The organism is Bacillus sp. SG-1 (assembly GCF_000181495.1).
In the GTDB taxonomy this organism is placed as follows: domain Bacteria; phylum Bacillota; class Bacilli; order Bacillales; family Bacillaceae_B; genus Rossellomorea.
Genome location: NZ_ABCF01000012.1, coordinates 19,065 through 42,248 on the forward strand (window position 1 = coordinate 19,065; position 23,184 = coordinate 42,248).

21 protein-coding genes and 1 pseudogene are annotated in these 23,184 nt (G+C 42.6%); 13 read left to right on the plus strand and 9 right to left on the minus strand.

Annotation, left to right across the window (positions count from 1 at the left end; all coding sequences use genetic code 11):
* Positions 1-189: 189 nt before the first annotated feature.
* The 7 genes from BSG1_RS08585 to BSG1_RS08615 form a co-directional block, all read right to left on the minus strand.
* Entirely contained in the window at positions 190-1,641 is a 1,452-nt protein-coding gene (locus BSG1_RS08585) for a carbon starvation CstA family protein (protein ID WP_006836606.1), read from the minus strand.
* Between the two features lie 188 nt (positions 1,642-1,829).
* Positions 1,830-2,561 (minus strand): LytR/AlgR family response regulator transcription factor, encoded by a 732-nt coding sequence (locus BSG1_RS08590; RefSeq protein WP_006836607.1) that lies wholly within the window; start codon positions 2,559-2,561, stop codon positions 1,830-1,832.
* Positions 2,549-4,297 carry a sensor histidine kinase gene (locus tag BSG1_RS08595; RefSeq protein ID WP_006836608.1) on the minus strand — a complete coding sequence of 583 codons (1,749 nt, stop codon included), beginning with the start codon at positions 4,295-4,297 and terminating at the stop codon, positions 2,549-2,551. The genes BSG1_RS08590 and BSG1_RS08595 overlap by 13 nt, the downstream gene beginning before the upstream one ends.
* A 337-nt stretch (positions 4,298-4,634) precedes the next feature.
* Positions 4,635-5,360 (minus strand): DUF421 domain-containing protein, encoded by a 726-nt coding sequence (locus BSG1_RS08600; protein ID WP_006836610.1) that lies wholly within the window; start codon positions 5,358-5,360, stop codon positions 4,635-4,637.
* A gap of 91 nt (positions 5,361-5,451) precedes the next feature.
* Positions 5,452-6,105, minus strand: coding sequence for a nucleoside deaminase (locus BSG1_RS08605; protein WP_006836611.1), 654 nt, complete (start codon positions 6,103-6,105; stop codon positions 5,452-5,454).
* 108 nt (positions 6,106-6,213) lie between these two features.
* Entirely contained in the window at positions 6,214-7,065 is an 852-nt protein-coding gene (locus BSG1_RS08610; protein WP_006836612.1) for an IS3 family transposase, read from the minus strand.
* Positions 7,066-7,091: 26 nt separating this feature from the next.
* Positions 7,092-7,403 carry a helix-turn-helix domain-containing protein gene (locus BSG1_RS08615; protein ID WP_198008218.1) on the minus strand — a complete coding sequence of 104 codons (312 nt, stop codon included), beginning with the start codon at positions 7,401-7,403 and terminating at the stop codon, positions 7,092-7,094.
* A gap of 362 nt (positions 7,404-7,765) precedes the next feature.
* Here BSG1_RS08615 and BSG1_RS08620 point away from each other — a divergent pair, with 362 nt between their 5' ends.
* The 4 genes and pseudogenes from BSG1_RS08620 to BSG1_RS08635 all read left to right on the plus strand — a co-directional run bounded on the left by BSG1_RS08620 (position 7,766) and on the right by BSG1_RS08635 (position 11,990).
* A complete protein-coding gene (locus BSG1_RS08620) occupies positions 7,766-8,017 on the plus strand; it encodes a sigma-G-dependent sporulation-specific acid-soluble spore protein CsgA (RefSeq protein WP_006836614.1) in 252 nt (83 codons plus the stop codon).
* A gap of 605 nt (positions 8,018-8,622) precedes the next feature.
* A complete protein-coding gene (locus BSG1_RS08625) occupies positions 8,623-9,816 on the plus strand; it encodes an MFS transporter (protein ID WP_006836615.1) in 1,194 nt (397 codons plus the stop codon).
* Positions 9,817-10,060: 244 nt separating this feature from the next.
* Positions 10,061-11,290, plus strand: a pseudogene (locus BSG1_RS08630) (aminopeptidase).
* Between the two features lie 124 nt (positions 11,291-11,414).
* The gene (locus BSG1_RS08635) at positions 11,415-11,990 is read left to right on the plus strand and encodes a general stress protein (protein WP_006836618.1); all 576 of its coding nucleotides are present in this window, start codon (positions 11,415-11,417) and stop codon (positions 11,988-11,990) included.
* Between the two features lie 81 nt (positions 11,991-12,071).
* On the opposite strand, the gene BSG1_RS19810 is transcribed toward BSG1_RS08635, so the two are convergent.
* Entirely contained in the window at positions 12,072-12,845 is a 774-nt protein-coding gene (locus BSG1_RS19810; protein WP_052302380.1) for a CAP domain-containing protein, read from the minus strand.
* Positions 12,846-13,110: 265 nt separating this feature from the next.
* Between BSG1_RS19810 and BSG1_RS08645 the strand changes: the two genes are divergently transcribed.
* On the plus strand, positions 13,111-15,513 hold the full coding sequence (locus tag BSG1_RS08645) for a M14 family zinc carboxypeptidase (protein WP_232214219.1): 2,403 nt from the start codon (positions 13,111-13,113) through the stop codon (positions 15,511-15,513).
* Between the two features lie 92 nt (positions 15,514-15,605).
* On the opposite strand, the gene BSG1_RS08650 is transcribed toward BSG1_RS08645, so the two are convergent.
* Positions 15,606-16,469: an STAS domain-containing protein gene (locus BSG1_RS08650; RefSeq protein ID WP_006836621.1), complete on the minus strand. Its 864-nt coding sequence runs from the start codon at positions 16,467-16,469 to the stop codon at positions 15,606-15,608.
* A 305-nt stretch (positions 16,470-16,774) separates the two neighbouring features.
* Here BSG1_RS08650 and BSG1_RS08655 point away from each other — a divergent pair, with 305 nt between their 5' ends.
* The 8 genes from BSG1_RS08655 (at position 16,775) to BSG1_RS08685 (ending at position 23,080) form a co-directional block, all read left to right on the plus strand.
* Positions 16,775-17,536 carry a threonine/serine exporter family protein gene (locus tag BSG1_RS08655; protein ID WP_006836622.1) on the plus strand — a complete coding sequence of 254 codons (762 nt, stop codon included), beginning with the start codon at positions 16,775-16,777 and terminating at the stop codon, positions 17,534-17,536.
* A gap of 130 nt (positions 17,537-17,666) precedes the next feature.
* Positions 17,667-18,113, plus strand: a complete 447-nt coding sequence (locus BSG1_RS08660; protein ID WP_006836623.1) for a threonine/serine exporter family protein — start codon at positions 17,667-17,669, stop codon at positions 18,111-18,113.
* A gap of 22 nt (positions 18,114-18,135) precedes the next feature.
* Positions 18,136-18,522, plus strand: coding sequence for an NUDIX hydrolase (locus tag BSG1_RS21345; protein ID WP_006836624.1), 387 nt, complete (start codon positions 18,136-18,138; stop codon positions 18,520-18,522).
* Entirely contained in the window at positions 18,522-18,773 is a 252-nt protein-coding gene (locus BSG1_RS21350) for a hypothetical protein (RefSeq protein WP_006836625.1), read from the plus strand. The genes BSG1_RS21345 and BSG1_RS21350 overlap by 1 nt, the downstream gene beginning before the upstream one ends.
* A complete protein-coding gene (locus tag BSG1_RS08670; protein ID WP_006836626.1) occupies positions 18,770-19,306 on the plus strand; it encodes a hypothetical protein in 537 nt (178 codons plus the stop codon). The genes BSG1_RS21350 and BSG1_RS08670 overlap by 4 nt, the downstream gene beginning before the upstream one ends.
* A 487-nt stretch (positions 19,307-19,793) precedes the next feature.
* On the plus strand, positions 19,794-21,065 hold the full coding sequence (locus BSG1_RS08675) for a S1C family serine protease (protein WP_006836627.1): 1,272 nt from the start codon (positions 19,794-19,796) through the stop codon (positions 21,063-21,065).
* 66 nt (positions 21,066-21,131) lie between these two features.
* On the plus strand, positions 21,132-22,010 hold the full coding sequence (locus BSG1_RS08680; protein ID WP_044022632.1) for a foldase protein PrsA: 879 nt from the start codon (positions 21,132-21,134) through the stop codon (positions 22,008-22,010).
* Positions 22,011-22,216: 206 nt separating this feature from the next.
* Entirely contained in the window at positions 22,217-23,080 is an 864-nt protein-coding gene (locus BSG1_RS08685) for a hypothetical protein (RefSeq protein WP_006836629.1), read from the plus strand.
* The last annotated feature ends 104 nt before the right edge of the window (positions 23,081-23,184 follow it).

The window sequence follows — 23,184 nt, forward strand, 5'->3', positions numbered from 1 at the left end:
AACAAAAAACCCGGAAAACAGCTCCGGGCTTTAATGGGTCAAAGAAGTATGATGGCAAGCAGGGAACCCACACCTGCGGTCACCAACGTGATTTTTAATGAGAAAGGGAGCGTGTCGCTCCCTTTTTCTCATTGATTCTCTCTTCTTCTTCGCTAACCGTTTTACGGTAGTTTGGACTGCAGCAGCCCATTATGCAGCTTTGTTCCAATTGGAGACATCGTCTTCAAGAGGGATGTTGTTTTCTCTTGCTTTTTTAGCTGCCACGAAGAATGTAGCGACAAGGATGATCGAAATGACAGTTGCACCGATGTAAGAAGTGTTAAGAGCCAATCCGAATCCGATAGGTGCGTTCAGGATATACGTTGTTGTGGCCATCAGCATAAAGATACCTGGCAGTAACGGAATCCAGAAATTCTTTTTCGCTACATATAAGTACATAGCGCCGACAAACAAAGCGATTACCGCTGTTGATTGGTTTGCCCAAGAGAAGTAACGCCATAGAAGCGTGAAATCAATTTTAGTAAGGGCAAAAGAGATTGCGAATAATGGAAGTGCGATCCACAGACGGCTTGTGACTTTCTTTTGAGAGAAGTTGAAATAGTCCGCGATAATCATACGAGCGCTTCTGAAAGCAGTATCACCGGATGTGATAGGCAGGATGATAACACCCAGTACAGCCAATGTTCCACCGATTGCGCCAAGCATCAAGGTTGAAGCTTCACTTACAACCGCAGCTGGTCCGCCGTTTGCCAGGAGTTCGTTCAGTCCAACAGAACCGCCGAATAAGCTCATTGCAGCAGCAGCCCAGATCATGGCGATGATTCCTTCAGCAATCATCATGCCGTAGAAAATTTTTCGTCCGCTTTTCTCGTTTTGAGTTGTACGAGAGATGATCGGTGTTTGTGTTGCATGGAATCCTGATAAAGCACCACAAGAAATCGTTAAGAATAACAGTGGGAAGATTGGTGCATTGTCAGGGTGGAAATTAGATAGTGATAATTCCGGGATTGATGCCCCAGTGAAAACAAGCATACCGCCGACTCCAAGGGCACTGATTAATAGAAGTGCGCCGAAGATCGGATAGAAACGTCCAATGATCTTATCAATCGGCAATAAAGTGGCCAAGACGTAATAAACAAAGATGGCACCAAGAATCAATCCCATAGTTGCCCAGCCGTTCATAAGGTTATGAAGCAGTCCGGCAGGTGCCGTTACGAACACTGTACCAACCAATAATAAAAGCAAAACAGCAAAGGCATTTACAACGTGTTTCATGACTTTTCCAAGGAATCTGCCAGCCAGCTCAGGAAGGTGAGCTCCCCGGTTACGAATGGAAATCATACCTGTCAAGTAGTCATGGACAGCACCTGCGAAGATACATCCGATGACAATCCAGATGAAAGCGACAGGACCGTAAAGCGCTCCCATGATCGGTCCGAAAATAGGGCCGACACCCGCAATGTTCAAGAGCTGGATCAATGAATTTTTAGGTGTGTTCATCGGAAGGTAATCGACATTATCCTGATTAGTGAAAGCAGGAGTGGTTCTGTCTGCCTTAACACCGAATACTTTTTCAACAAACTTGCCGTACGTGAAATAACCAATGATTAAAAGTGCAATACCGGCTAAAAATGTATACATGGAAATCCTCCTTAAGAGTTTTATGAATGCGTTTACATAGAGTATAAGTTTAATTGTGGCGGAATGGTGAATTTTAAGAACAAGATGTAGAAAGAAGGGACTATGATGTAATTATGAGGGATTAAGATGCAACAATTTATGAAAAGGTTTTCAAAAGTAAAAGGACGCCTCATCGCGTCCTTAACTAATTACAATTCCAGCTGCTGGCGAAGTGACTTTACATAGTTTCTGCTGACCGAAAGTTTCTCGCTGTGTCCTTGTATTTCCAACTGATACGCACCATTGAACCAAGGGGTCAATTTCGTCACAAAGTCCAGATTTACGATATAGCTTTTATGAATGCGGAAGAAAGAGTATGCACCAAGCCGGCTTTCAAGATCTTTTAACGGTGTTTTGACTTCATACTCCCCGCTCTTTGTAATGATTTTTGAAACTTTTTCTTCTCGGTATATATAGAGGATATCGGTCGGAGCAAGATACAGGATTTCCCCCTCACTTTCGACCGCAAGCTTGCCGGGCTGTCTGCTGTTCTCGAACGGATGAGATGAAAGCAGAAGCTTTTTTACTCTCGCCACTGTTTGTGACAATTGTTCTTCATCGTAGGGTTTTAACAAGTAATCAACGGCTTCATACCGGAATGCCTCTGCAGCGAATTGCGGGTAGGCCGTGGCAAATACGATCAGCGGTGGCTTCTTCAGTTCTAAAAGAGATTTGGCGGCTTCCATTCCATTCATCTTTGGCATTTCCACATCCAGAAACACAACGTCCGGACTGTGCTGAATGGACTGAAGAATGGCGCTTTCCCCCGAATCGGCTTCACCGGCAACCTGAATGGAGGGATACTCGCTGAGCAAGTGTTTCAATTCATCGCGGCTGTAGCGTTCATCATCGACAACCAAAGCCTTTATCATTTTTTCCATTGTGATTCCTCCATTTCAGGTAAGCAGAAGGAGATCTTTGTTCCTTCTCCATATTCACTCTTAATTTTTAAGGCTGCTTTCTTTCCAAACATCATGGTCAGCCTGCGATTGATGTTATACAGGGCAAACCCGGTTCCTGTCTCCGATTCCAGGCTGTTCTCTCCCAGCAGCGCTAACCGCTCCTCGGGAATTCCCTGTCCATTGTCCTCTACAGTGATATTCACCCCGGATTCCAGCTTATCTATGGTGATTTTCACCAGACAGTTTTCGTTCTTATTTTTTATCCCGTGTTTAATTGCATTTTCCACAATCGGCTGAAGAGTCAAGGGAGGAATCATATGTGTCAGGGATTTTTCGTCAATGTCATATTCGACTTTCAGCTTATCCACAAAGCGCGCCTCTTCAATGGCCAGATAAGCTTTTACATGTTTCAGCTCCTGCTCCAGTGAAGTGATCTCAGCAGTAGTCCCCGTTAAGTTTTGCCTTAGAAAATTGGAAAGGGAAATCAGCAGCTTTCGGGCCTGGGCAGGATCAATGCGTATTAACGAGCCGATCACATTCATCGAATTGAACAAAAAGTGAGGACTGATCTGCGCCTGCAGGGCCTTTATTTCTGCTTCTTTCGCATATTGCAGGGCCCTGTCAGCTTCAGCGATCTCAAGCTGGTTGCTGAGCAGGACACTCAATCCGGAGATCAATTCCAGTATGACATTCGATATTTCTTTCTCTGATGAAAAATAAAATTTAAGAGTGCCGATCGTCTCGCCGCCCTGCTTTAACGGCGCGATGACTGCCGCGCCAAGGGGGCAATCCTTGTTTACGCAGTGTATGGTTTCATCATTTGCCACCACAAGTTTTCCGTGTTGAATAACGTCCTTGGTGATATGAGTTTGCAGGGGACTGCCTGCGCGGTGATGGTCATCTGCCAATCCTGTGTGCGCAAGTATGCTCGTCTTGTCTGTCATGGCAACGGCTGTAGGCCTGATCTCCTTGAAAAGAATCTCACAGACTGCTTTTGCCGACTCGGCGTTCATTCCTTTTCGCAGGTAAGCAAGTGTCTGATCGGCGATTCTCAGGGTTTTTTGAGCCTGGAGAGCACCCGCTTTTTCTTCTTCATTCACAACGTTTTTAATGATCAAAAGAAATAGAGCACAGCCTACTCCGTTAGCGAGGATCATCGGAATGCCGATCATCTCCACGAGGGTAAGTGCTTTTTCAAAAGGCTTTGCGACCAGAAGGATGATGCCCATCTGAATCGTCTCTGCCAGTGCGCCGATCAGGAAGGCCACCGGCAGCTTTACATGCTTGTTACGCTTGAAGAATATACCTGAAATCAGTCCGGCAGCAATCGCGGCAATTCCACACGCGATATCGGTGAACCCTCCCAGCGTGAACCGATGGAGTCCGGCAATGATCCCTGCGCCTAAGCCGACTCTGTATCCTCCGAGAAGCCCTGCGAGCACTACCCCGATCACCCTTGAGTTGGCGATGGCTTCATCCGCATTCAAAGTCATGGCCCACCTGTCAAAATGAAGGGTGTCTGTGTTGAAGGCAAGACCGGAATAAGTCCCGATTATGCCGAAGAAACCGAAGAACAGGATTGCGACCACTTCCTGCCGTCCCCGTAATTTATCTTGATAAATCATACTCTGGAAAAAACGGAACCTCGTTAAAATAAAGGCAATGGTAACGATGATGCCGAGCCTCTCCAGCATGGTGAAAAGAAGATCAAACATGATGAAGACTCCTTTGAGCCGGCTTCTTGAAACAAACCGGAAATTTTTAATCAATTATACCAAAAACGGAGGAACCCGTTCAGCGGTAGATTGAGGTTATTTGGGCGGGAAGAGGGAATGGAGAGGGTGGGAGAGGACAGCACACAGTAATTGTTAATAGAATGTGCAAAATTGTTGATAAATGGTTAAAAGTTGTTAATAGATTTAAAAAGTTGTTAATAGAACCGTGGAACTTGTTAATAGAACGCTGAAAGTTGTTGATAGGCACTAAAGTTCCATGAAAAAAGGTACCTGGTACACAACAGCCATTTGTACCAGGCACCTTTTGAGACAATATTCAATGATACAAAGACGGCACATTGCATGGGTTTTCTTCCTTTAAGGAGATATGAAGATCCAGGTTTTTATTTATCGCCGCAAAAAAGACTTCATTTGGGTCATGAATGCCTTTTGATAGGAGCTGCTGTTTCAGCCAATTATCGTTAACATTATATTGATCAAGGACATTTTGATAAATAGTGCCTTCCATGATGACGGGGACTGAAATTCCGGATGAAGGCTGTATGATTCCAATGTCACCTGCTGTAGCTGTCTGCTTCTGTGCCCTTTTATAAATGCTGAGGGCACCGCTCGATTCAATAATGCCCGTTTCAACGTCATTGATATCGAAGACGTCTTTTTCGCGCAGCATTTGAAGAACATTGTCCACGGAATATTGAATTTGTTTTAAGTTTTTCCTGAGCAGCTTCCCATTTTGAATGACAACGGTTGGTTCGAAGGTCAGGAGCCTGCCGATTTTTCTATTGGCAATTTTCAGCTTGGAGACGGATTTTTGCAGAATTCCTATGGCGATGATGGCTACAACGGTTGGGAGATGCTGCACCTTGGGTTCGGCAATATCGGCACCCACCACCGATCCAAGTGTTAATATGATAAGAAAATCAAAAATGGGCAGTTCACCGATTGCCCGTTTGCCCATATATACTGTAACAAATAGAAGAAGAGGCAAAATGGTGACGATCCTTCCGAGCACATACAGAATTTCTTTTGCTGTTTCAAGCATTGACTGGTCCTCCCTCACCCAAAGAATTACTGATAGTGCTAATTTTTCCTACTCGGAAGGATTTATACGGGTGGCGGGGGAGTGAACTGTTTTAACGGGTAGTGGCCATGATTCCGGCTTGTTGTAGAATTTCATCAAAGATTTCGCCGAAAGGCTTTCCGCTTTCTTTAGCATTCTGAAGTGTGCCGTTTTTAAACCATTCTTCTCCAATCGTGATACCTGTTGGACAATCAATTCTCCATGGAGTGAGGATCCGCTCAGTGTCATGACCCCTTCTCAGGACGAAGTCTGTTTTTAGCACGAGTTGAGCAATTTCGAGATCTTTAAAGGGCCCGTTAATAAGAATATTCTTTCCTGCAATATAGTCATTGCCGTTTATAAGATTTGTCGCACCTGCGAGGCCGTCGCCTGCTGCAAAGTGAACGTTCTTGATACTGGACATAACGATGGCACCAAAGCATAAAGCGCAAGGTTCCATAGTAGAGTAGATGCTGTATTTCTTCCTGTTTGTGTTGGTTTCAAGGTTATTGATTTTTAAAATCGCGTTGATCTCTGCGTGAGCAATCTTATTATTGCAGACCTGGCCTTCTTCAATCACCTTTTCGTATACCTTGTTTCTGCCGATAGAAATGACGTCTCCATTTTCATCCGTAATCGCTGCCCCGATGGGAAAAGAGCCGCTGCAATACGAATTCCAGGCTTGCTCAAAACACTCTTTCCACGCTGACGACAAACTGTTCCACATCTATACCACTCTCCATGCTTGGTTGAATTTTCCCCTATTATATAGGATGATTCCTTGTCGTGACAGTGAATCAACCCCCAATAAGTGGACATTTAAAAATACGACACATCAAGCCGTTTTTAGATAGTCTTTAAGGAACTGTTTTGGAGAAACGAATCCAATTTTACTGTGGATTCGTTTCTCGTTGTATCGCTTAATATACTTTAATAAATTTATTTGAAGTATATTTGAATCTTTATTTACAGGATAGAAACAAGGGAATTCAGTCTTCAGCTGAGAGAAAAAGCTTTCTATAACGGCATTATCCCAACAGTTACCCTTCCGGGACATACTAGGGGTGAATTTAAACTCTTTCTTCAAGCTTCGGTACATAAGAGAACGGTATACACTTCCTTGATCACTGTGAATAAGAACGCCTTCAAGGTTCTTTAGCTTTCTTTTCTTTTTGGCAGCTTTGATAGTATCTTCAATCAATTGTTTGTTTGGACTTAACCCTATTTTAAAGGCGATAATTTCTCGGTTAAACAAATCCATAAGGGCTGAAATATATAGCTTTTCACCTCTGTGGATGACTTCAGTCATATCAGTTACCCACTTTTGGTTTGGATGTTGAGCCTCAAAGTCTCTTTCAAGAAGGTTCGGATATACCGTACCAGTTGACTTCCCCTTCGATTCTTCATTTGTCTTTGGCAGTCTCACCACTGCCTTTAAATTGGCTTCCTTCATTAGCCTAGCTACTCTTTTATGGTTAACAATTTGCCCCTTGGCCTTCAAAACTTTTGAAATTCGTTTAGATCCATAAGTCCCTTTCTCGGCTCGATATACTTTCTTAATTGCTTTTAATGTCTCTTTTTCTTCTGAGGATGCAGAACGCTTTGGTCGCTTAAGGTAGGCATAATAACCACTAGGTGACACCTTAAGTACGCGGCATAAAAGTATAACTGGGTATTCCTTTCTCAATGCAGAAATAGCTTCAAATTTCTTGCTTATTCGTTCTCTTTGAGAAAGGCCTGGAACTTTTTTAGGATTTCATTCTCTTGTTCCTTTTCCTTAAGTTTCTTCTCCAATTCGCGAATTCTTTTTAAATCCTTGGAAGACGCTGAGTTAGTAATAGAACGGGAGTTCATCAAACCCTCTTTCCCATTTTCTTTGAACTTGTTCACCCATCTATTTACTGTGTCTCTGTGCAATCCCATCTCCTCTGCCACTACAGCTACAGGTTGATGATTCTCCAAGACATTTTTTACAGCTTCTAGTTTAACTTCGACACTTGTATGTGAACTTGGTTTTTTAGGCATTATTATTTCCCCCATAAATGCATATTTGTCGTATCTTCATGATAACTTATATGTCCATTATAAGGGGGGAGACTACAGGCACACCCCGGAATTTGTCGAAAAATCACCTAGTCCATTAGAGGTTTATCTACCGCATAATTCGGTCATTTTTTAGTCATCCTAACTTTATGAAAGGCTATTTCCGTATAGATTGTTGCGTTTGGAAAATAGGGCGAATTTTCCTGGGTATAAGTTTTTCTCCTGTAAAGGGAGAGTAGCTTTTCTTACCAGGATATCCCGTGTGGATGATGGCTTTATTTTTGAAATTATATTAAATAGCAACAACTTTTAAGAAAGAAGCCTTACAAAAAGGAGGAATCGTCATGGATCAGAACCTGGCGTATTTACGGGAAGTGCTTTCCAATTATACTGAAGAGAATGAGATGATGAGTGAGATTTACCGTAAAATTGAGCACGGTCATTATCCGTCAGAGGGTGCCTTTGTAAAAGGGCTAAGTGAAGAAGAAATCCGGTCGCTCGAGAATATCCTGGATAATGAAATCAACCATGCCAACGAAGCAGGGGACCTGGAACGCGGTTATCAGTTGAATGGGGTTTACGAACTGCTGTATTAGAGGGGTGTCTCATGAACGCTTCATGGGACCATTTTGCCTGCGTATTTGAAGATAGGGTGTCTCATGAGCGCTTCATGGGGCCCTTTTGCCTGCATATTTGAAGATAGGGTGTCTCATGAGCGCTTCATGGGACCATTTTGCCTGCATATTTGAAGTGAGGGTGTCTCATAAACGCTTCATGAAGACATTTTACCTGCATATTTGGAATTAGGGTGTCTCATGAACGCTTCATGGGGCCCTTTTGCCTGCATATGTGAAGTGAGGGTGTCTCATGAACACTCCATGAAGCTCTTTTTTGACGTAAGCTGAAAGATGGAAAGAGGTGCAAAGTCTCTTTTTTTATTGTAATTCTATAAGCAAAAATTGATCTTCATGGAGGTTTGCATTTAAATTACATGGAACGATATAAACTAAAGAAAAGAACCTTCTCCTTAGATTTTTCATGTTGAAGGTTCTTTTTTCATATATCAATTTCGCGGTGATTGTGCTATTATTTAGTAATCCGAAATATTATTTAGATGAAGAATAATCTTCTTTTGAGAGGATTGTTTTTTATTTTGTGTAAAGTTGGCCTGAAATCATGGTCATGACAGGAGGTATTTATAATGAAAGAAACACTTTGGTCCAAATCATTCATTATGCTGATGATTGGGAATTTATTTGTTTTCATGTCCTTTCAAATGTTGATTCCCACTTTGCCTCCATATATTAAATCACTGGGAGCATCCGGCTTGGAAATCGGGCTTGTGACAACCTTGTTTTCAATTGGCGCTGTCTTGAGCAGACCTTTTATCGGCTATATGCTTGAATATAAGGCGCGGAAGTCTTTGGTGTTAATAGGGGCAGCTGCCCTTCTTCTTATTACTGCCATCTATCCGCTTTCGCAAATTGTCGTCATCTTCCTATTGTTCCGTTTTGTTCACGGTCTTGCCTGGGGATGGTCCACAACAGTGAACGGTACGGCGGCTGTTGATGTAGTTCCTAATTCAAGACTTGGAGAAGGAATGGGCTATTACGGGTTATCAATCACGATTGGAATGATTGTCGCGCCGAGCCTGGGAATCTTCCTGTTCCAAGTGACATCCTTCACGAATCTGATTTTAATATCAGCAGCATTGGGAATCATTGCTCTTGTATTGCTAAGTGTTGTACATTATCACACGCCGCAGTCTGTCCGTGATACGAAGAAAGAGGATCTGAAATTTTCATATTTTGGCTCGCTTGTGGAAAAGTCGAGCATTTACCCGGCGATCATTACGGTTATCGCAACATTCGGGTACGGCTCCATTGTGACGTTTATTGTAATCTTTGGGGAAGAGAGAGGCATTGATCAGATATTCCTCTTTTATTTATTCAATGCAATAATGGCTTCACTCTCACGCCCCTTTGCCGGCAAGTGGTTTGACGAAAAAGGACCGATTGGCTTGGTGCTTTTCTGTACGGCTGTGACTTTCGTCGGTATGTGGGTCTTGTCCTTCGCGCATTCAAATCTGCTTATCATCATTGCGGGCTTGCTATTCGGGGTAGGATTCGGCTCATTGATTCCTACGTTGCAATCATGGGTACTTTCTAAAACTCCATCGAACCGAAGAGGAGTAGCGAACGGAATGTTTTTCTCTTCCATTGACCTTGGAATCGGTTTGAGCGGCCTTGTCTTTGGCGTACTGGCACAGTTCGTGGAAACAGGAACACTTTTTCAAATCTCAAGTGCATTCTTATTGATTGCTATGATTTTGACAATCAAAGAAGCCAGAGGGCAAAAACTGCAGCAGCAAACACAAGTATCACCTTCAGCATAATAACATAGCGGACTGTCTTCAGTGCATTAACGCACTATAGGGGACAGTCCCTTTTTGTGCTTTAAAGCGCTAAAAGGGACTGTCCCTCTTCGTGCTTTAGAGGGCTGAAGGATGCTTTGTTCTTGATGTTTTATACTGGGAAAGCGTAAGGTGTTTAGGAGGCGAGAGGCAACACCATTTAAGTGGATTTGAGTGAAATAGGATTTATCTGTTGATAAATAGAAAACCGAACGGAGGAATACGCGTGGATTTTGAACGAAATCTTGATAAATATGCGGAACTTGCTGTGAAAGCCGGTGTCAATATCCAAAAAGACCAATTCTTATGGGTCTCAGCGCCCACGGGAACAGAACAATTGGTCAGAAGAATCGTAAGGCAGGCTTACCTTGCGGGAGCAGGGGATGTCCATGTGCAATGGTATGATGAAGAGGTGAAGAGGACTCATTATGAGCTTGCTCCTGATTCTGCCTTCAAACATTTCCCGAAATGGCTTGCTGCCGCTTTTGACTCTGTCGGTGAAAGAGAGGGAGCCTTCTTGCAGGTCGAAGCAGATGATCCAGATTTGTTAAAAGGAATCCCTCCGGAAAGATTGCAAACATATGAAAAAGCAAGGGGAAATGCGCTTGAGAGTTTTTATGATGCGATTGAGACAGACCGCATCAGCTGGTCCATCATTGCCATGCCATCACAGAAGTGGGCAGATAAGGTTTTTCCAGAACTGCCTGAGTCTGAACGGATATCAGCTTTATGGAACACCATTTTCGAAGCAGTCAGAATTAAAGAAGAGAAACCGGTAGATGAATGGCGAAAGCATATTGAAACATTGCAGGTAAAAGCCTCACAGTTGAATGAGAAACGCTTCTGGAAGCTGCAATACACGGCAACGGGAACAGACTTAACTGTTGAATTGCCAGATAAGCATTTGTGGCTGACAGGCAGTTCAACCAATAAAGGCAGGAACGACCTTTATTGCCAATATGCCAACAGAAGAAGTCTATACCGTCCCTCTCAAAACTGGGGTGAATGGGTATGTTTCAAGTACAAAGCCATTGGCCTATCATGAAATATCATTGATAATTTCAAGCTTACCTTTGAAAAGGGGAAAATCATTAAAGCCGAGGCGGAAACAGGCCAGGATTTATTGAACAAAATCCTGGAAACAGATGAGGGGGCGAAATATCTGGGAGAAGTGGCGCTCGTTCCGCATAAATCCCCCATCTCAGATACGGGCATCCTGTTTTTTAACACGTTATTTGATGAAAATGCGTCCAATCATTTGGCGATAGGTTCCTCCTATCCCACTTGCTTTGAGGGCAGCCAGGCACTCTCTGAAAAGGAGAAAAAATCTGCAGGCCTCAATGACAGTATTGTGCACGAAGATTTTATGATTGGATCAAATGAAATGGATATTGACGGAATTAACAAAGATGGAACAAGAGAAGCAGTCTTCAGAAAAGGGAATTGGGCTTTTTAAGCAAGGGGGAGGATCCCTTGCTTTTTTGTTGGAATGAGAAGCACTTTTTGCTTGATCATTTAGGTTTAGAATAGAGAATTCAGGGAATTTAAAAAATGAAGATATCTTTAGAGGAGGGATAAAAGTGAGCAAGACGATTATTGGTGGAGTATTCAGGAATCAAGACGAAGCCGTTCGTGCAATTGAAGCGCTCCATGATTTAGGTTACTCCAAAGAAGACATTTCCATATTTGCTAAAGACAAAGATGATGTTAAAAGCATTGAGCATGAGACAAACAGTGATGTAACAGAAAGTGAAAGCGGTCGAGGCAAAAATGCGGGTAAAGGATTTGGCATTGGTGCCGGTACTGGCGGTGTTCTCGGTGGTATCGCAGGTATCATAGCTGAAATCGGCTTATTGACAATCCCTGGAGTCGGTGTGCTGGCAGCCGCAGGACCATTGGCGACAGCCTTGAGTGGTGCAGCAATCGGTGCAGGCGGAGGCGGACTAGTTGGTGCTCTTACAGGAGCAGGCATCCCTGAAGAACACGCCAAAGAATATGAGGACCATCTAAACAAAGGCCATATTGTCGTACTCGTTGATGCTGAGGAAGATCGCAGAGATAAGGTATATGGGCATTTTTCAGAGAATAATTCTTTGAATACCCACACATATCCTGAACGTGTACGAGTAAACAATACTGAGCGTACAAACCTTTAAGACATAGGGGAAACCCCGGCAATGCCGGGGTTTTTAGTCATGCCATCTAATATTTTTCGCTGAGTAGAGCTCTTCTGCTTTTTATTTAATAAACATCTGTGTCCAATATATTCCTCTGCCGCCGTCTTCGGCATATCCGACACCGATATGCGTAACTTGTTGGTTCATAATGTTTTTACGGTGTCCAGGGCTGTCCATCCAAGCTTTCACGACTTCTTGCGGACTTTCCTGGCCGGCTGCGATGTTCTCGGCTGCTGTACTATAGTCAATACCGAAGTTCTCCATCATTTCGAATGGTGATCCATAAGTAGGAGAAGTGTGCGAGAAATAATTTTTATTAACCATATCCTCTGACTTGATGCGTGCCACATTTGAAAGTTCTGCATGAGGCTTTAGTGCAGGCAAGCCATTTTTCTTGCGTTCACCATTTGTTAAATCAATAACCTGTTGTACATATTCATCCATATTGCCGGCTTCTGCATTTTGATTCTCATCAGCAGGCTGTTGTGGGGTTTCCGGTTCCTGTGCAGCCTGCCCCTGTCCGTTTTCTTGTCTATTTCCTTGTCCTGCATATTCTCTTGTATTTTGTCCGCCGTTTCTAGGGTCGACAGGTACTGTAAAGCGTCGTGTGAAAAGGTTTCTTCCTTGTCGTTGTACCGCTGGATCATCAGGGTTACGGTCTGTGAGGGCTTCACCGTTCCCGTTGTTATTTGGGTTTTCGCCACTAAAGCTTACGGGATCATAGTTCACATCCTGTGGATCCGCCAGCTCGTTATCTCCGTTCCCGTTACATGCCGTCAAAATCATCAACGGTGCCAGTGCGCATATGAGAAAAGACTTAATTTTAATCTTCAATGTAATTACCTCCTTTGATAGGTCAGTTGACCATTATTTAATATGCTCGTTTGCAATGTTTTTTAAAGAGGTAAAAACTGCTTACACTGTCTTTTGAAAACTTTTATGAAGTTAGATGTATGTTTATTTATGCAAAATAGCGAATTGGATTTATTTGTTGAAACCAAGTGAATAGAAGGATAAATTAAAATAGATAATATTTACTATTGTATTTTTATTCATTAAATTTTATAATTTTTCATGATTGAAAAAGGGGGATATGAAAATGGCAATTAATAAAAAGATGGCTGCGGGAATGCTGAGTGTCAGCCTGCTAGCATCTGTCCCTTTCTCTGTCATGGCGAATCAAGGCCAAAACAACACAGGCATTTCTTACAGCCAGGAAGAGAATACGACGGGCAGTTTGTTTAACAGTGAAAACTATGATTTTGTGAAGTATTCAGAGATCAAAAGTCAGTTGGAAAGCATCGAGAAAGGCAGCAATCGTATAACGTTGGATATTAAGGGGGAATCAGCGAATGGACATGACATGTTTGTAGTCACAATTTCCGATCCGAGTGCGAAGGGAAAATATTCACATTATCAGGCATTAAGGAAGCAGATGTTTAAAAACCCTGAAAAAGCACAGAATTGGATTGATAAGAATCCTGATTTTAAAGTCCCGATCATGATTAACGCCTCAATCCATGGTACCGAATATGTGGGTACAGATGCAGCACTGCAGTTGATTGAAAGAATGGCATTTGAGAATGACCCTGAAACAACAGCAATTTTAGAAAACAATATCATCGTTGTAAATGTAGTCGCCAATCCGGATGGACGTTTTGACGGAACCCGATTTAATGGCAATGGAATCGATCTTAACAGGGATTTTATTACACAATCACAGCCTGAAACACAACTTGCCGTCGATTTGATGACAGAATGGAATCCGATGGTGCTTCTTGATTTACATGGATACGTAAAAGAGTATGGAGGTGACGGCAAGCCTGGGTTGATTGAACCTTGTACTCCTCCTCATAATCCAAATTATGAATACAATCTATATGAAAAGTGGGCATTTAATCAAGCGATAGCGATGGAAGATGAAATCGTTGCAGGAAGCAGCAGTGAATTTAAAGGAGACTTGTATGAGAATATGAAAGGTACATATATCCCTTACCGTGATGATGCTGCGGGATGGGATGATTATCCTCCGATTTTCACCCCGATGTATGCGATGTATCATGGGGCATATGGTCATACTCTTGAAGCGCCTACCAATGATGAAGATGGCGTTAAATGGACGTATGATGCGGTAATGGGTGCTTTAAAGTTCGCTACTGAGAATCGTACTGAAATGATTAAAGATCAGATTGAGATGTTCAAGCGAGGAATTGAATTCGACCATCCAAATCATAAGGAGGGGTTTTTCCCGAAAAGCTATATCCTTCCTATCGATGACGCGGATGCAACAGCCACTGAAAAAGCAGTGGAGCATCTTCAGGAAAATGATATTGACGTGGAAGAAGTGAAACAACCATTTACGGTTGATGGAAAGAAATATCCTGCTGGAACCTATATTGTTAAAATGGATCAGGCAAAAGCCGGATTGGCCAATACCATGTTATGGGATGGGGAAGATATTTCGGAAGACACCACTGCCATGTATGACATTTCTGCATGGAGCCTGCCGGAGCTATGGGGATTTGAAGCTGTCCCGGTCCATACAGACATCAATGCAGCATCAGTTAAAGTAAACAAGCTTAATGAACAGGGTGGATTGGCAGGAAAAGGGCCTTATCTAATACCTAACTCTTCCGTAAAAGCAGTGAACCTGGTGAACGAACTTCTCCAGAACAAAATAGAAGTCCGCCGTGGAAATGACGGAAACTTCTATGTAAATGCACAGCCGGGAGGACTGCTGAAAAAACTGGCGATGGCGTCTGGCTTGACGCTGGAGACAGCAAAGGCACCAAATGACTATACAGCAGTGAAAGATGTAAAAGTGGCTATCTTGAAAGATGGAGGGATCAATAAGCAGCAATCCCATGCCGGTACCAAATTAGCCCTATCCCGATTAGGATTTGATGTAACTGAGGTGACTCCGCAAGAAGTAGCTGAAAAAGGATTGGGTGGTTTCGATGTTTTTGTTTACAGCGGAACAAGTACCTTGATTTCGACTTCAGACACACAGCCTGCAGCTAATAAAGAATTCGTCCTGAAAGATTCTGCACAATTTGAGAGCTTCAAATCGAATGTTGCCGACTTTGTTGAACACGGGGGTAAATATATTTCTGTAGGCGCATCTTCCGCCTCTGCGGCCAATACGCTTGGACTGACGGATGTAAGTGTAAATGAAGGAGGCAGCAACAGCAACGGGATTGTGAAAGTGGATTATCACAATTCTTTTATATCGAAGGGGTATAAGACAAATGATGTGGGCTTTGTTTACAGTCCTGCCTGGTTCACGGGCTTAAACGGCCAGGAAGTTCTGGCATCTTACGAAAACAGCGATGAATTCTTTATGGCAGGTTTCTGGAAAGGTGAATCCAGACTGAACGCGAAAGGTCAGCCTGTCATTGTAAAAGAAAAAGACACAGACGTAACCCTTATCGGACTTGAACCCGGTTTCCGCGATCATACGGATTACTTGTTCCGCCTTCTGTCCAATACAATTTATCAATAACAAGGAAAAGCCTTACGGGAATCCCGTAAGGCTTTCTTGTTGATTTATAAAGACAGGATGCAATCCCCATGATTACATCATTTTCACGAATCCTAAGTATTTAAATCTCTATCCAGCTTTTTGGCAAAGGTTAAAATGACCCGCTGCAATGAGTTTTCAGTTTGAATTTCAGAGAAATCAATGCCCAATTGGACTGCCGTCATCGCCACTTCAGGACGAATACCCGTGAGGATGGTTTGTACGCCGATTAAAGTCAGGGACTCAATCAGCTGAAATATCTGCTGGGCGACCATAGTATCGACCATGACCACGCCTGATAGGTCGATGATCAGGTAGGAAATACCGGAGTCTGTACTTTGCTGCAGAGTAGTTTCCAGTATACTTTTTGCCCTCGTGGTGTCTATATCCCCGATAATAGGAAGAAGGCCTACGTTATCCGTTAGTGTAATGACAGGTGCACTTAACTCATTGATCAGATTCGATTGGGAGGACAATCTGTCCAGAAGGATGTTCAGAAAGTTGTCCGTAAAGGTTTCCATAACGTAATCTAATGCTGTGTTCATCTTTTGGATCCAATACATCAAATCCTTAATCGTCACGTCGAGGTCTGTCTGCTCAGCAAATCGCTCAACAAACCCCATCAAAAGTCTTCGGAAATGGCCTCCGCCCCTTGTCACTTCTGTCAGCGAAGTGTCGGAAGTGGCCCGGTGGGAAGCTGTTTGTGCCGTCCAGTCAGAAATACTTTTCTTCATTTCTTCTTCAGTTTGGAACAGAGAGTCGGCAATCAATTCAAGATATTTGCCGATCTGCTCTTTTATTTTTTCTGTAACTTCAGGCGGAGCATCAAGTGAGTAGTGGGAGCCAGTACGAATCTCCTGAAGTTTCAGCCACTCTTGGGTAAACAAAGGGGTTTTCTCGATCAGATAATCATATAAATCCTTAGTTTTAATATCCATAACTTCTCCTTAATAATATATGTGTGTGTTTTATTGTCGGGAAAAGAGACCCTAAAGTCAAATAATACAAGATATAAAAAATAATCAGGAAAGCTGAGGGCTCTCCTCCAATGCGATAAAGCATTTTTGGTGCTGGTATCTGCCTTTATCCTTGGATGCGGACCAAGGAACTTTAACTCGTTAAAGCGTGAAGAGGGACTGTCCCTCTTCACGCTTTAAAGCAATAAAGTGTTGCTTCTCCTACACCCTTTCCATTAGAATTGTACCTACATAACTAAAAGGAATTTATTGGAGAGATTGCGATTATGGAAAAACAAATGGAAATCAGATATGACATCATGGAGGTTTGTCTTCTCGCAGGAAAAATCATGCTTCAAAGCGGAGCGGAAACCTATCGGGTAGAAGATACGATGATGCGGATCGCAGCCTCATTCGGAATAAAAGAATCACACAGTTATGTAACGCCTACTGGGATCATTTTTTCCATTGAAACGTCAGAACCGACGAAAACCAAGTTAATCCGGATTTCGGATAGAACGACGGACTTGAAGAAAGTGACGGTAGTAAACAGCATCTCCAGAAGGATCAGCAGCGGAGAGCTTTCAATCGATGAAGCGTATGAGTTGTTGGAAGAGGCTGATGCAGCTACCATGCCATTTCCTTTCTATATTCAAATCCTGGCTGCTGCCATTGCCAGTGGCTGCTTTCTTATCATGTTTAAGGGCAGCTGGCATGATTTTCTTCCCGCCGTTTTTACAGGGGGAGTCGGCTTTTTGAGTTTAATTTATTTTCATAAAGTGGTACCGATTAAATTTTTTGCTGAGTTTTTGGCCTCCTTTACCATTGGCCTGATTTCATTTGGCTTTGTTTTAGCCGGCATAGGTTTAGAACTGGATAAAATCATCATTGGTTCGGTCATGCCTCTGGTACCGGGGCTGCTCATCACCAATGCAGTCAGGGATCTAATGGCGGGCCATCTTGTGTCGGGCTTGTCGAAGGGAGCAGAAGCATTCCTGACGGCGTTTGCCATTGGGTCGGGGATTGCGATTGTATTTACGTTTGTATAACATTCTTATCTGTTAATAAAATTCTGGTTTGTTCTTTCTGATTGGGGGCACGTTTCCTGGCTGGATATTAATTTCCTTCTATTAATAAAACAAGCTTTCTCAATTCTCAAGAAAAGGAGGTCCTCTGCCCGTGTATATACTCGAACAAAGTATCACCAGCTTTATTGCTTCAGCGGCATTTGGCATCATCTTCAACGCTCCAAGGGAGTCCCTGGTCAAATGTGGAATTGTCGGAATGATCGGCTGGGTTATTTATTTTGTAATGACTGTGAAAGGGATGGATATCGTGCTGGCAACAGTGACGGCCTCGTTTATCATCGCTGTCCTCAGCCAAGTCTATTCGAAAATCTATAAAACACCGGTCATCATTTTCAGTGTCGCCGGTATCATCCCGCTGGTCCCAGGGGGAATGGCCTACGATGCGATGAGGAACTTTGTGCAGAATGATTATAATGCGGCCATCAGTCTGGCAGCAAAGGCGTTCATGATATCAGGTTCGATTGCCATCGGTCTAATCTTTTCAGAAGTCATTAATCAGGTGATAAGAAACCGGAAGCTTAGCACCTTAAAAGGCTGAAAGAATGAGGGGAGAAGGGTGTATGGAAAAAGAAACTCTTAACATTTTTGATAATGAAGGGTATCACATAGGCGCAGCAGCCCGTGATGAAGTTCACAGGCAAGGGCATTGGCACGAAACCTTTCACTGCTGGTTTATCAAATGGGAAAACGAAAAGTACTTTCTCTATTTTCAACTGAGGAGCATGGATAAAAAAGATTATCCCAACCTTCTTGATATCACAGCTGCCGGGCATATCCTTTCTCATGAGACGTTTGAAGACGGCATCAGGGAAGTAAAGGAAGAGACAGGAATAAACGTACGGTATGAAGAACTCGTCCCTATGGGCATCATTCCTTATGAAGTAGTATGGAAGGTTTTATTGATAGAGAAAGGGCACACCTTTTTCTTTACGAGTTTACTGGAATAATGGATGACTTTTCCCTGCAGTCAGAAGAAGTATCGGGGATCTACAGGATTGAGCTGGAGCATTTTTCACAACTGATCGATAAGGAGATATCTAGTGTTGATTTGGAAGGGTTCCATCTTACAGACAGCGAAATAAAAGAACTGAAAACACTAAGAGCTGAAAAGGCTGCTTTTGTTCCTCACAAGGACTCTTATTATCGTGAAGTTCTCAACAGTATAAAAGTACATATAAACAGGGGAGCAGACAGGTGAAAAAGAATATCATTCTGCTTTTATTTTTATTCGCAGCTGCCGGGACAATGTATTACTATAAGCAGTACAATGTTAAAGCAGATAAGGCATCTGTCCAAAATAAAGTGCAATCTTTCATTAACCGTGGGGAAGCAGTGGAGAAGAAACTTGAGGTAATGAAAATTGTCCAACTGGATGAAACCAATTCCTACATCGCTATGTTTCAATTAGAAAATGGTAATATTGGAAGTTCCCACCTGGAAAAGGGGTTCAACAATAGATATAAGATCATGCATGCTGGTTACGGAACAAATGAGGCTTGGTTTGAAGACGTATCGACAGCTGATGGGAAGTACGGTGTCCTGATTGGGAAAAATAGTGAACTCGATATAGATACAATCGAAGCAAAACTGATTCACGAGGAATACAGCTTCTCTATAGATGTTTCTCAGCAACCTGTAATTTTGGAATATATAAAACTGCCTAAGGAATTGACTTCTACTTACCCAGCTGAAATTACCCTCTATAATGAACAAAATCAAATTATGCAATGATGTGTCAGGACCGCCAGCTAAAGGTGGTTCTTTTTTTGCTTATTTTTAACCGTCAGAACCGTCAGAGCAGGGCTAGTGTAGCTTCTGCTGCAACATTGAGAAGGAGATAGTCTTATTAATCAAACGTTTGATTAACAAAAATAGGCTGTTTTTGTATAGATTGTTGCTTCCGGAAAAATCCCTGGTGCCGGATTTTTCCCCCCTGGTTACAAGGTTTCTTCTCTCTGAACAGGGAGATTAGCTCCTTACCAGGATATTTCGTGTGAATGATGTCTATATTTTTCGAAATTCATATTAAATAGCAACATAGTTTAAGAAAAGAGCCCCCAAAAGATCTTCCTTTTATAAAAACTTCTCACCCTGTACATAGATTGTTAATAATTTCGTAATATTTGCCACTTAAGATGTAATCAAGCAACAAGATAACACAAAAAACAAATGCAGATTTTATATAAATGAACACATACCTTTTAGAGGAGGAAATAGAATGTTTGAAAATAACAACAATCAAAATGAAGAGATTGTAAATATAGAAGAAAATGAGATAGAAGAAAAAGCTAGAGTGCAACGAGCAGAAAAGCCGAAAAAGCCATCAAGAGGAAGAGGTTTTCTTTCAACGGTCGGGGCGGGGGTCATCGGTTCCGTCCTGACATTGACCGTTCTGCCACAGACTGATTATTATCAAAATCTTGCACAGAACTCGATTCAGGAAACAGCTGGAGTCACTCAACAGGCAGAAACTTCAGCCGCTTCATCAGGTATTAAAGCTGCAAATGTTTCAGCCGTCAGCGATGTTGCCAATATCGTTGAAGATGCCTCCAAAGCGATCGTCGGAATTGTGAATTATCAGCAGCAAAGCAACAGGTACACCGGGACTTCCCAGGAAGCTCAAGCTGGAACCGGTTCAGGGGTCCTTTTTAAGAAAGAGGGAGACAGCGCTTATATCATCACAAATAACCATGTAATTGAAAATGCCTCGAATATTGAAGTATCCCTTTACAATGGACAGAAAACGAAGGCTGAACTGATCGGCGCAGACCCACTGACTGATTTGGCAGTATTAAAGATTGATGGAGAATACGGGGACAACCTGTTAGAAATAGGCGATTCCGGTGCGCTGCGTGCAGGGGAGCAGGTCATTGCGATCGGAAATCCACTTGGACTTGATTTATCAAGAACAGTTACACAAGGAATTGTGAGTGCGGTTGACCGAACGATCTCTGTCCCGACATCTGCAGGTGAATCGGAGCTTAATGTTATTCAAACTGATGCAGCGATCAACCCGGGAAACAGCGGAGGCGCTTTGATTAATTCAAACGGTGAACTGGTCGGGATCAACAGCTTGAAGATCTCTACATCGGGTGTAGAAGGACTTGGATTTGCGATTCCAAGTAAAGACTTTCTGCCAATCGTAAACGAAATTATCGAAACTGGAAAGGTCGAACGCCCATACATCGGTATCGGAATGACGAGCCTGGCGGATGTTCCACGCAACTATCTGCCGGACCTCCCGAATGAGGTGACGGCAGGGGTCATTGTTGCCAACCTCGATGAAACATCAGCTGCTGCAAAAGCTGGTATTAAAGCAGGAGACGTGATTACTGAACTAAATGGCCAGGCAGTTGAAACACCTGCAGATTTAAGAAGGCTTCTTTACTCCGACTTGAAAGTGGGAGACGAAATCGGCTTGACGATCTACCGCGGTGCAGAACAGATGAACGTCACTTTAACACTGACAAGCAATGCGATGATCAACTAACACTTGCTAAATACCGGTGCCTGGCATTCTGACCAGGCACACCAAACAATAAAGGAGAGCGATGAAGTGAATAAAAAGAACAATTCTATCAAATTACTAACTTTAATAGGAAGTGTGGTAGTCGTCTGCTTGATTATTACCGGCTTTGTTTTTTCAAAAGATGAAGTAGTAGCGAAAGTAGGAAAGGATTCCATAAGCAAAGATGAACTCTACACAATGCTGGTAGACCAATATGGGGAAGCGGCACTTGATACCTTGATTGCCGACAAAATTGTTGAGCTGGAAAGTGACGAACAAAAAATAAAGGTAACAGACGGTGAAATAGAAGAAGAACTGCATAAATTACATGAGTCCTATGGAGATGAAGAAGCCTTCAATCAGGCTTTGACCTCAAGTGGTACAAGCCTTCAAAGTGTTAAGGATAATATTCACTCTTATTTGTTAACAAAAAAATTACTTCAGGATAGAGTCTCTATAACGGATGACCAAGTACAAGAATACTTCGAAACTAATAAAGACTCATTTGCACAGCAAGAGCAGGTAGAGGCCAGCCATATCCTCGTTGAAAATGAAGAAACGGCAAAAGAAGTGAAGGAAATGCTGGATAACGGTGAAGACTTTGCACAATTGGCAGAAGAATACTCTGTCGATACTTCTAATGCTGGGTCCGGCGGTGAACTAGGGTACTTTGCCAAAGGCGAAATGGTTGCGGAGTTTGAAGAAAAAGCATTTTCTATGGAAATAGAGGAAATCAGCAATCCGATTGAAACTGAATTTGGTTTCCATATTATTAAAGTCACAGATAAAAAAGAAGCTGAAGAAGCAGTACTTGAGGATCATAAAGAGGAAATTCAAGAGATTTTATATGAACAGGCCCTTCAGACAGAATATCCGGTTTGGCTTGAGGAACAGAGAGAAGAATATGAGATTGAACAACTTCTGTAAAAGTTGACGGACAACGAGAGGACCTTTGCTTGGACATGTGGCTGGCCCATTTTAACAAAATGAAAAGTTAATGAACCGGCAATGGATTGTTCATAGTTTGGCAACAACTTCAGGAGATACTGACAGTGCAGAGCATTGAATCACTGCCTGCAAGGTCAGTTACATAAATGGATTCAATGTTTTAGCATAAAAAAGGAGGAAATAAAATGATGAAGAAAAAACCATTTACTTACGTACTAACAGGAGCACTGGCAATCGGGATTTTGGGAGCGATTCCCGCATTTGCTGCGGAGGATGACGCCGCACAATCAACTGAAACAGCGGCTGCCGTCACAGGAAAAGCTGCAGCATTTGGAGACCATCGCGGCGGCGGACACGGACATGGGAAATTCCATATTAACGAAGATCAATTGAAAGAAAAAGCAGAAGAACATGGAATCGATACAACTGATAAAGATACTCGCGAACTAGCGAAAGAGATCATGGAGATTGAACTGAAGGCTAAAGCAAAAGAATTGGGAATTGAAACAGAAGGCAAAGAAAACCGTGCCATCATGAAAGAGATTCACCAGGTCCAGCTGGAGGCGAAAGCGAAAGAACTTGGCATATCCACAGAAGGAAAAGAACAGAAGGAACTGGCACAAGAAGTCAAAGAAACTTTGCTGAAACAAAAGGCCAAAGAGCTGGGAATTAACACAGAAGGCAAGGAATTAAAAGAACTGGCAGTTGAGGTAAGGGAAGCAGCCTTGGAAAAACAGGCTAAAGAGCTTGGGATTGAAACAGAAGGTAAAGAACCTAAAGAATTAAAACGTGAAGTTTTTGGTGCTTCGATCTTGAAAGCAGCCAAAGAATTAGGGATTGACATCGACGGGAAATCAACCAAAGAGCTTATGGAAGAAATCAGGACTGACTACGCCGATGAGGCAAAAAAATTGGATATCTTCCCATTCAATAAAGAAAAAGGTTTCTTCCATGGAGGGAAAAAAGGTCATCACGGACATGGAAAAGGCGGTTCAAATATTGAACAGGATTCAGAAGAATCAGTGACAGAATCTGAAGATACTTTATAAAAGGCTCTTTTCGTAAACTTTGTTGTTATTTAATACAAAGTTTAAAAAATATCTACTTAATTAACCAGAAATAGCCTGATAATCAAAGAAGAAAAGAGCTAATT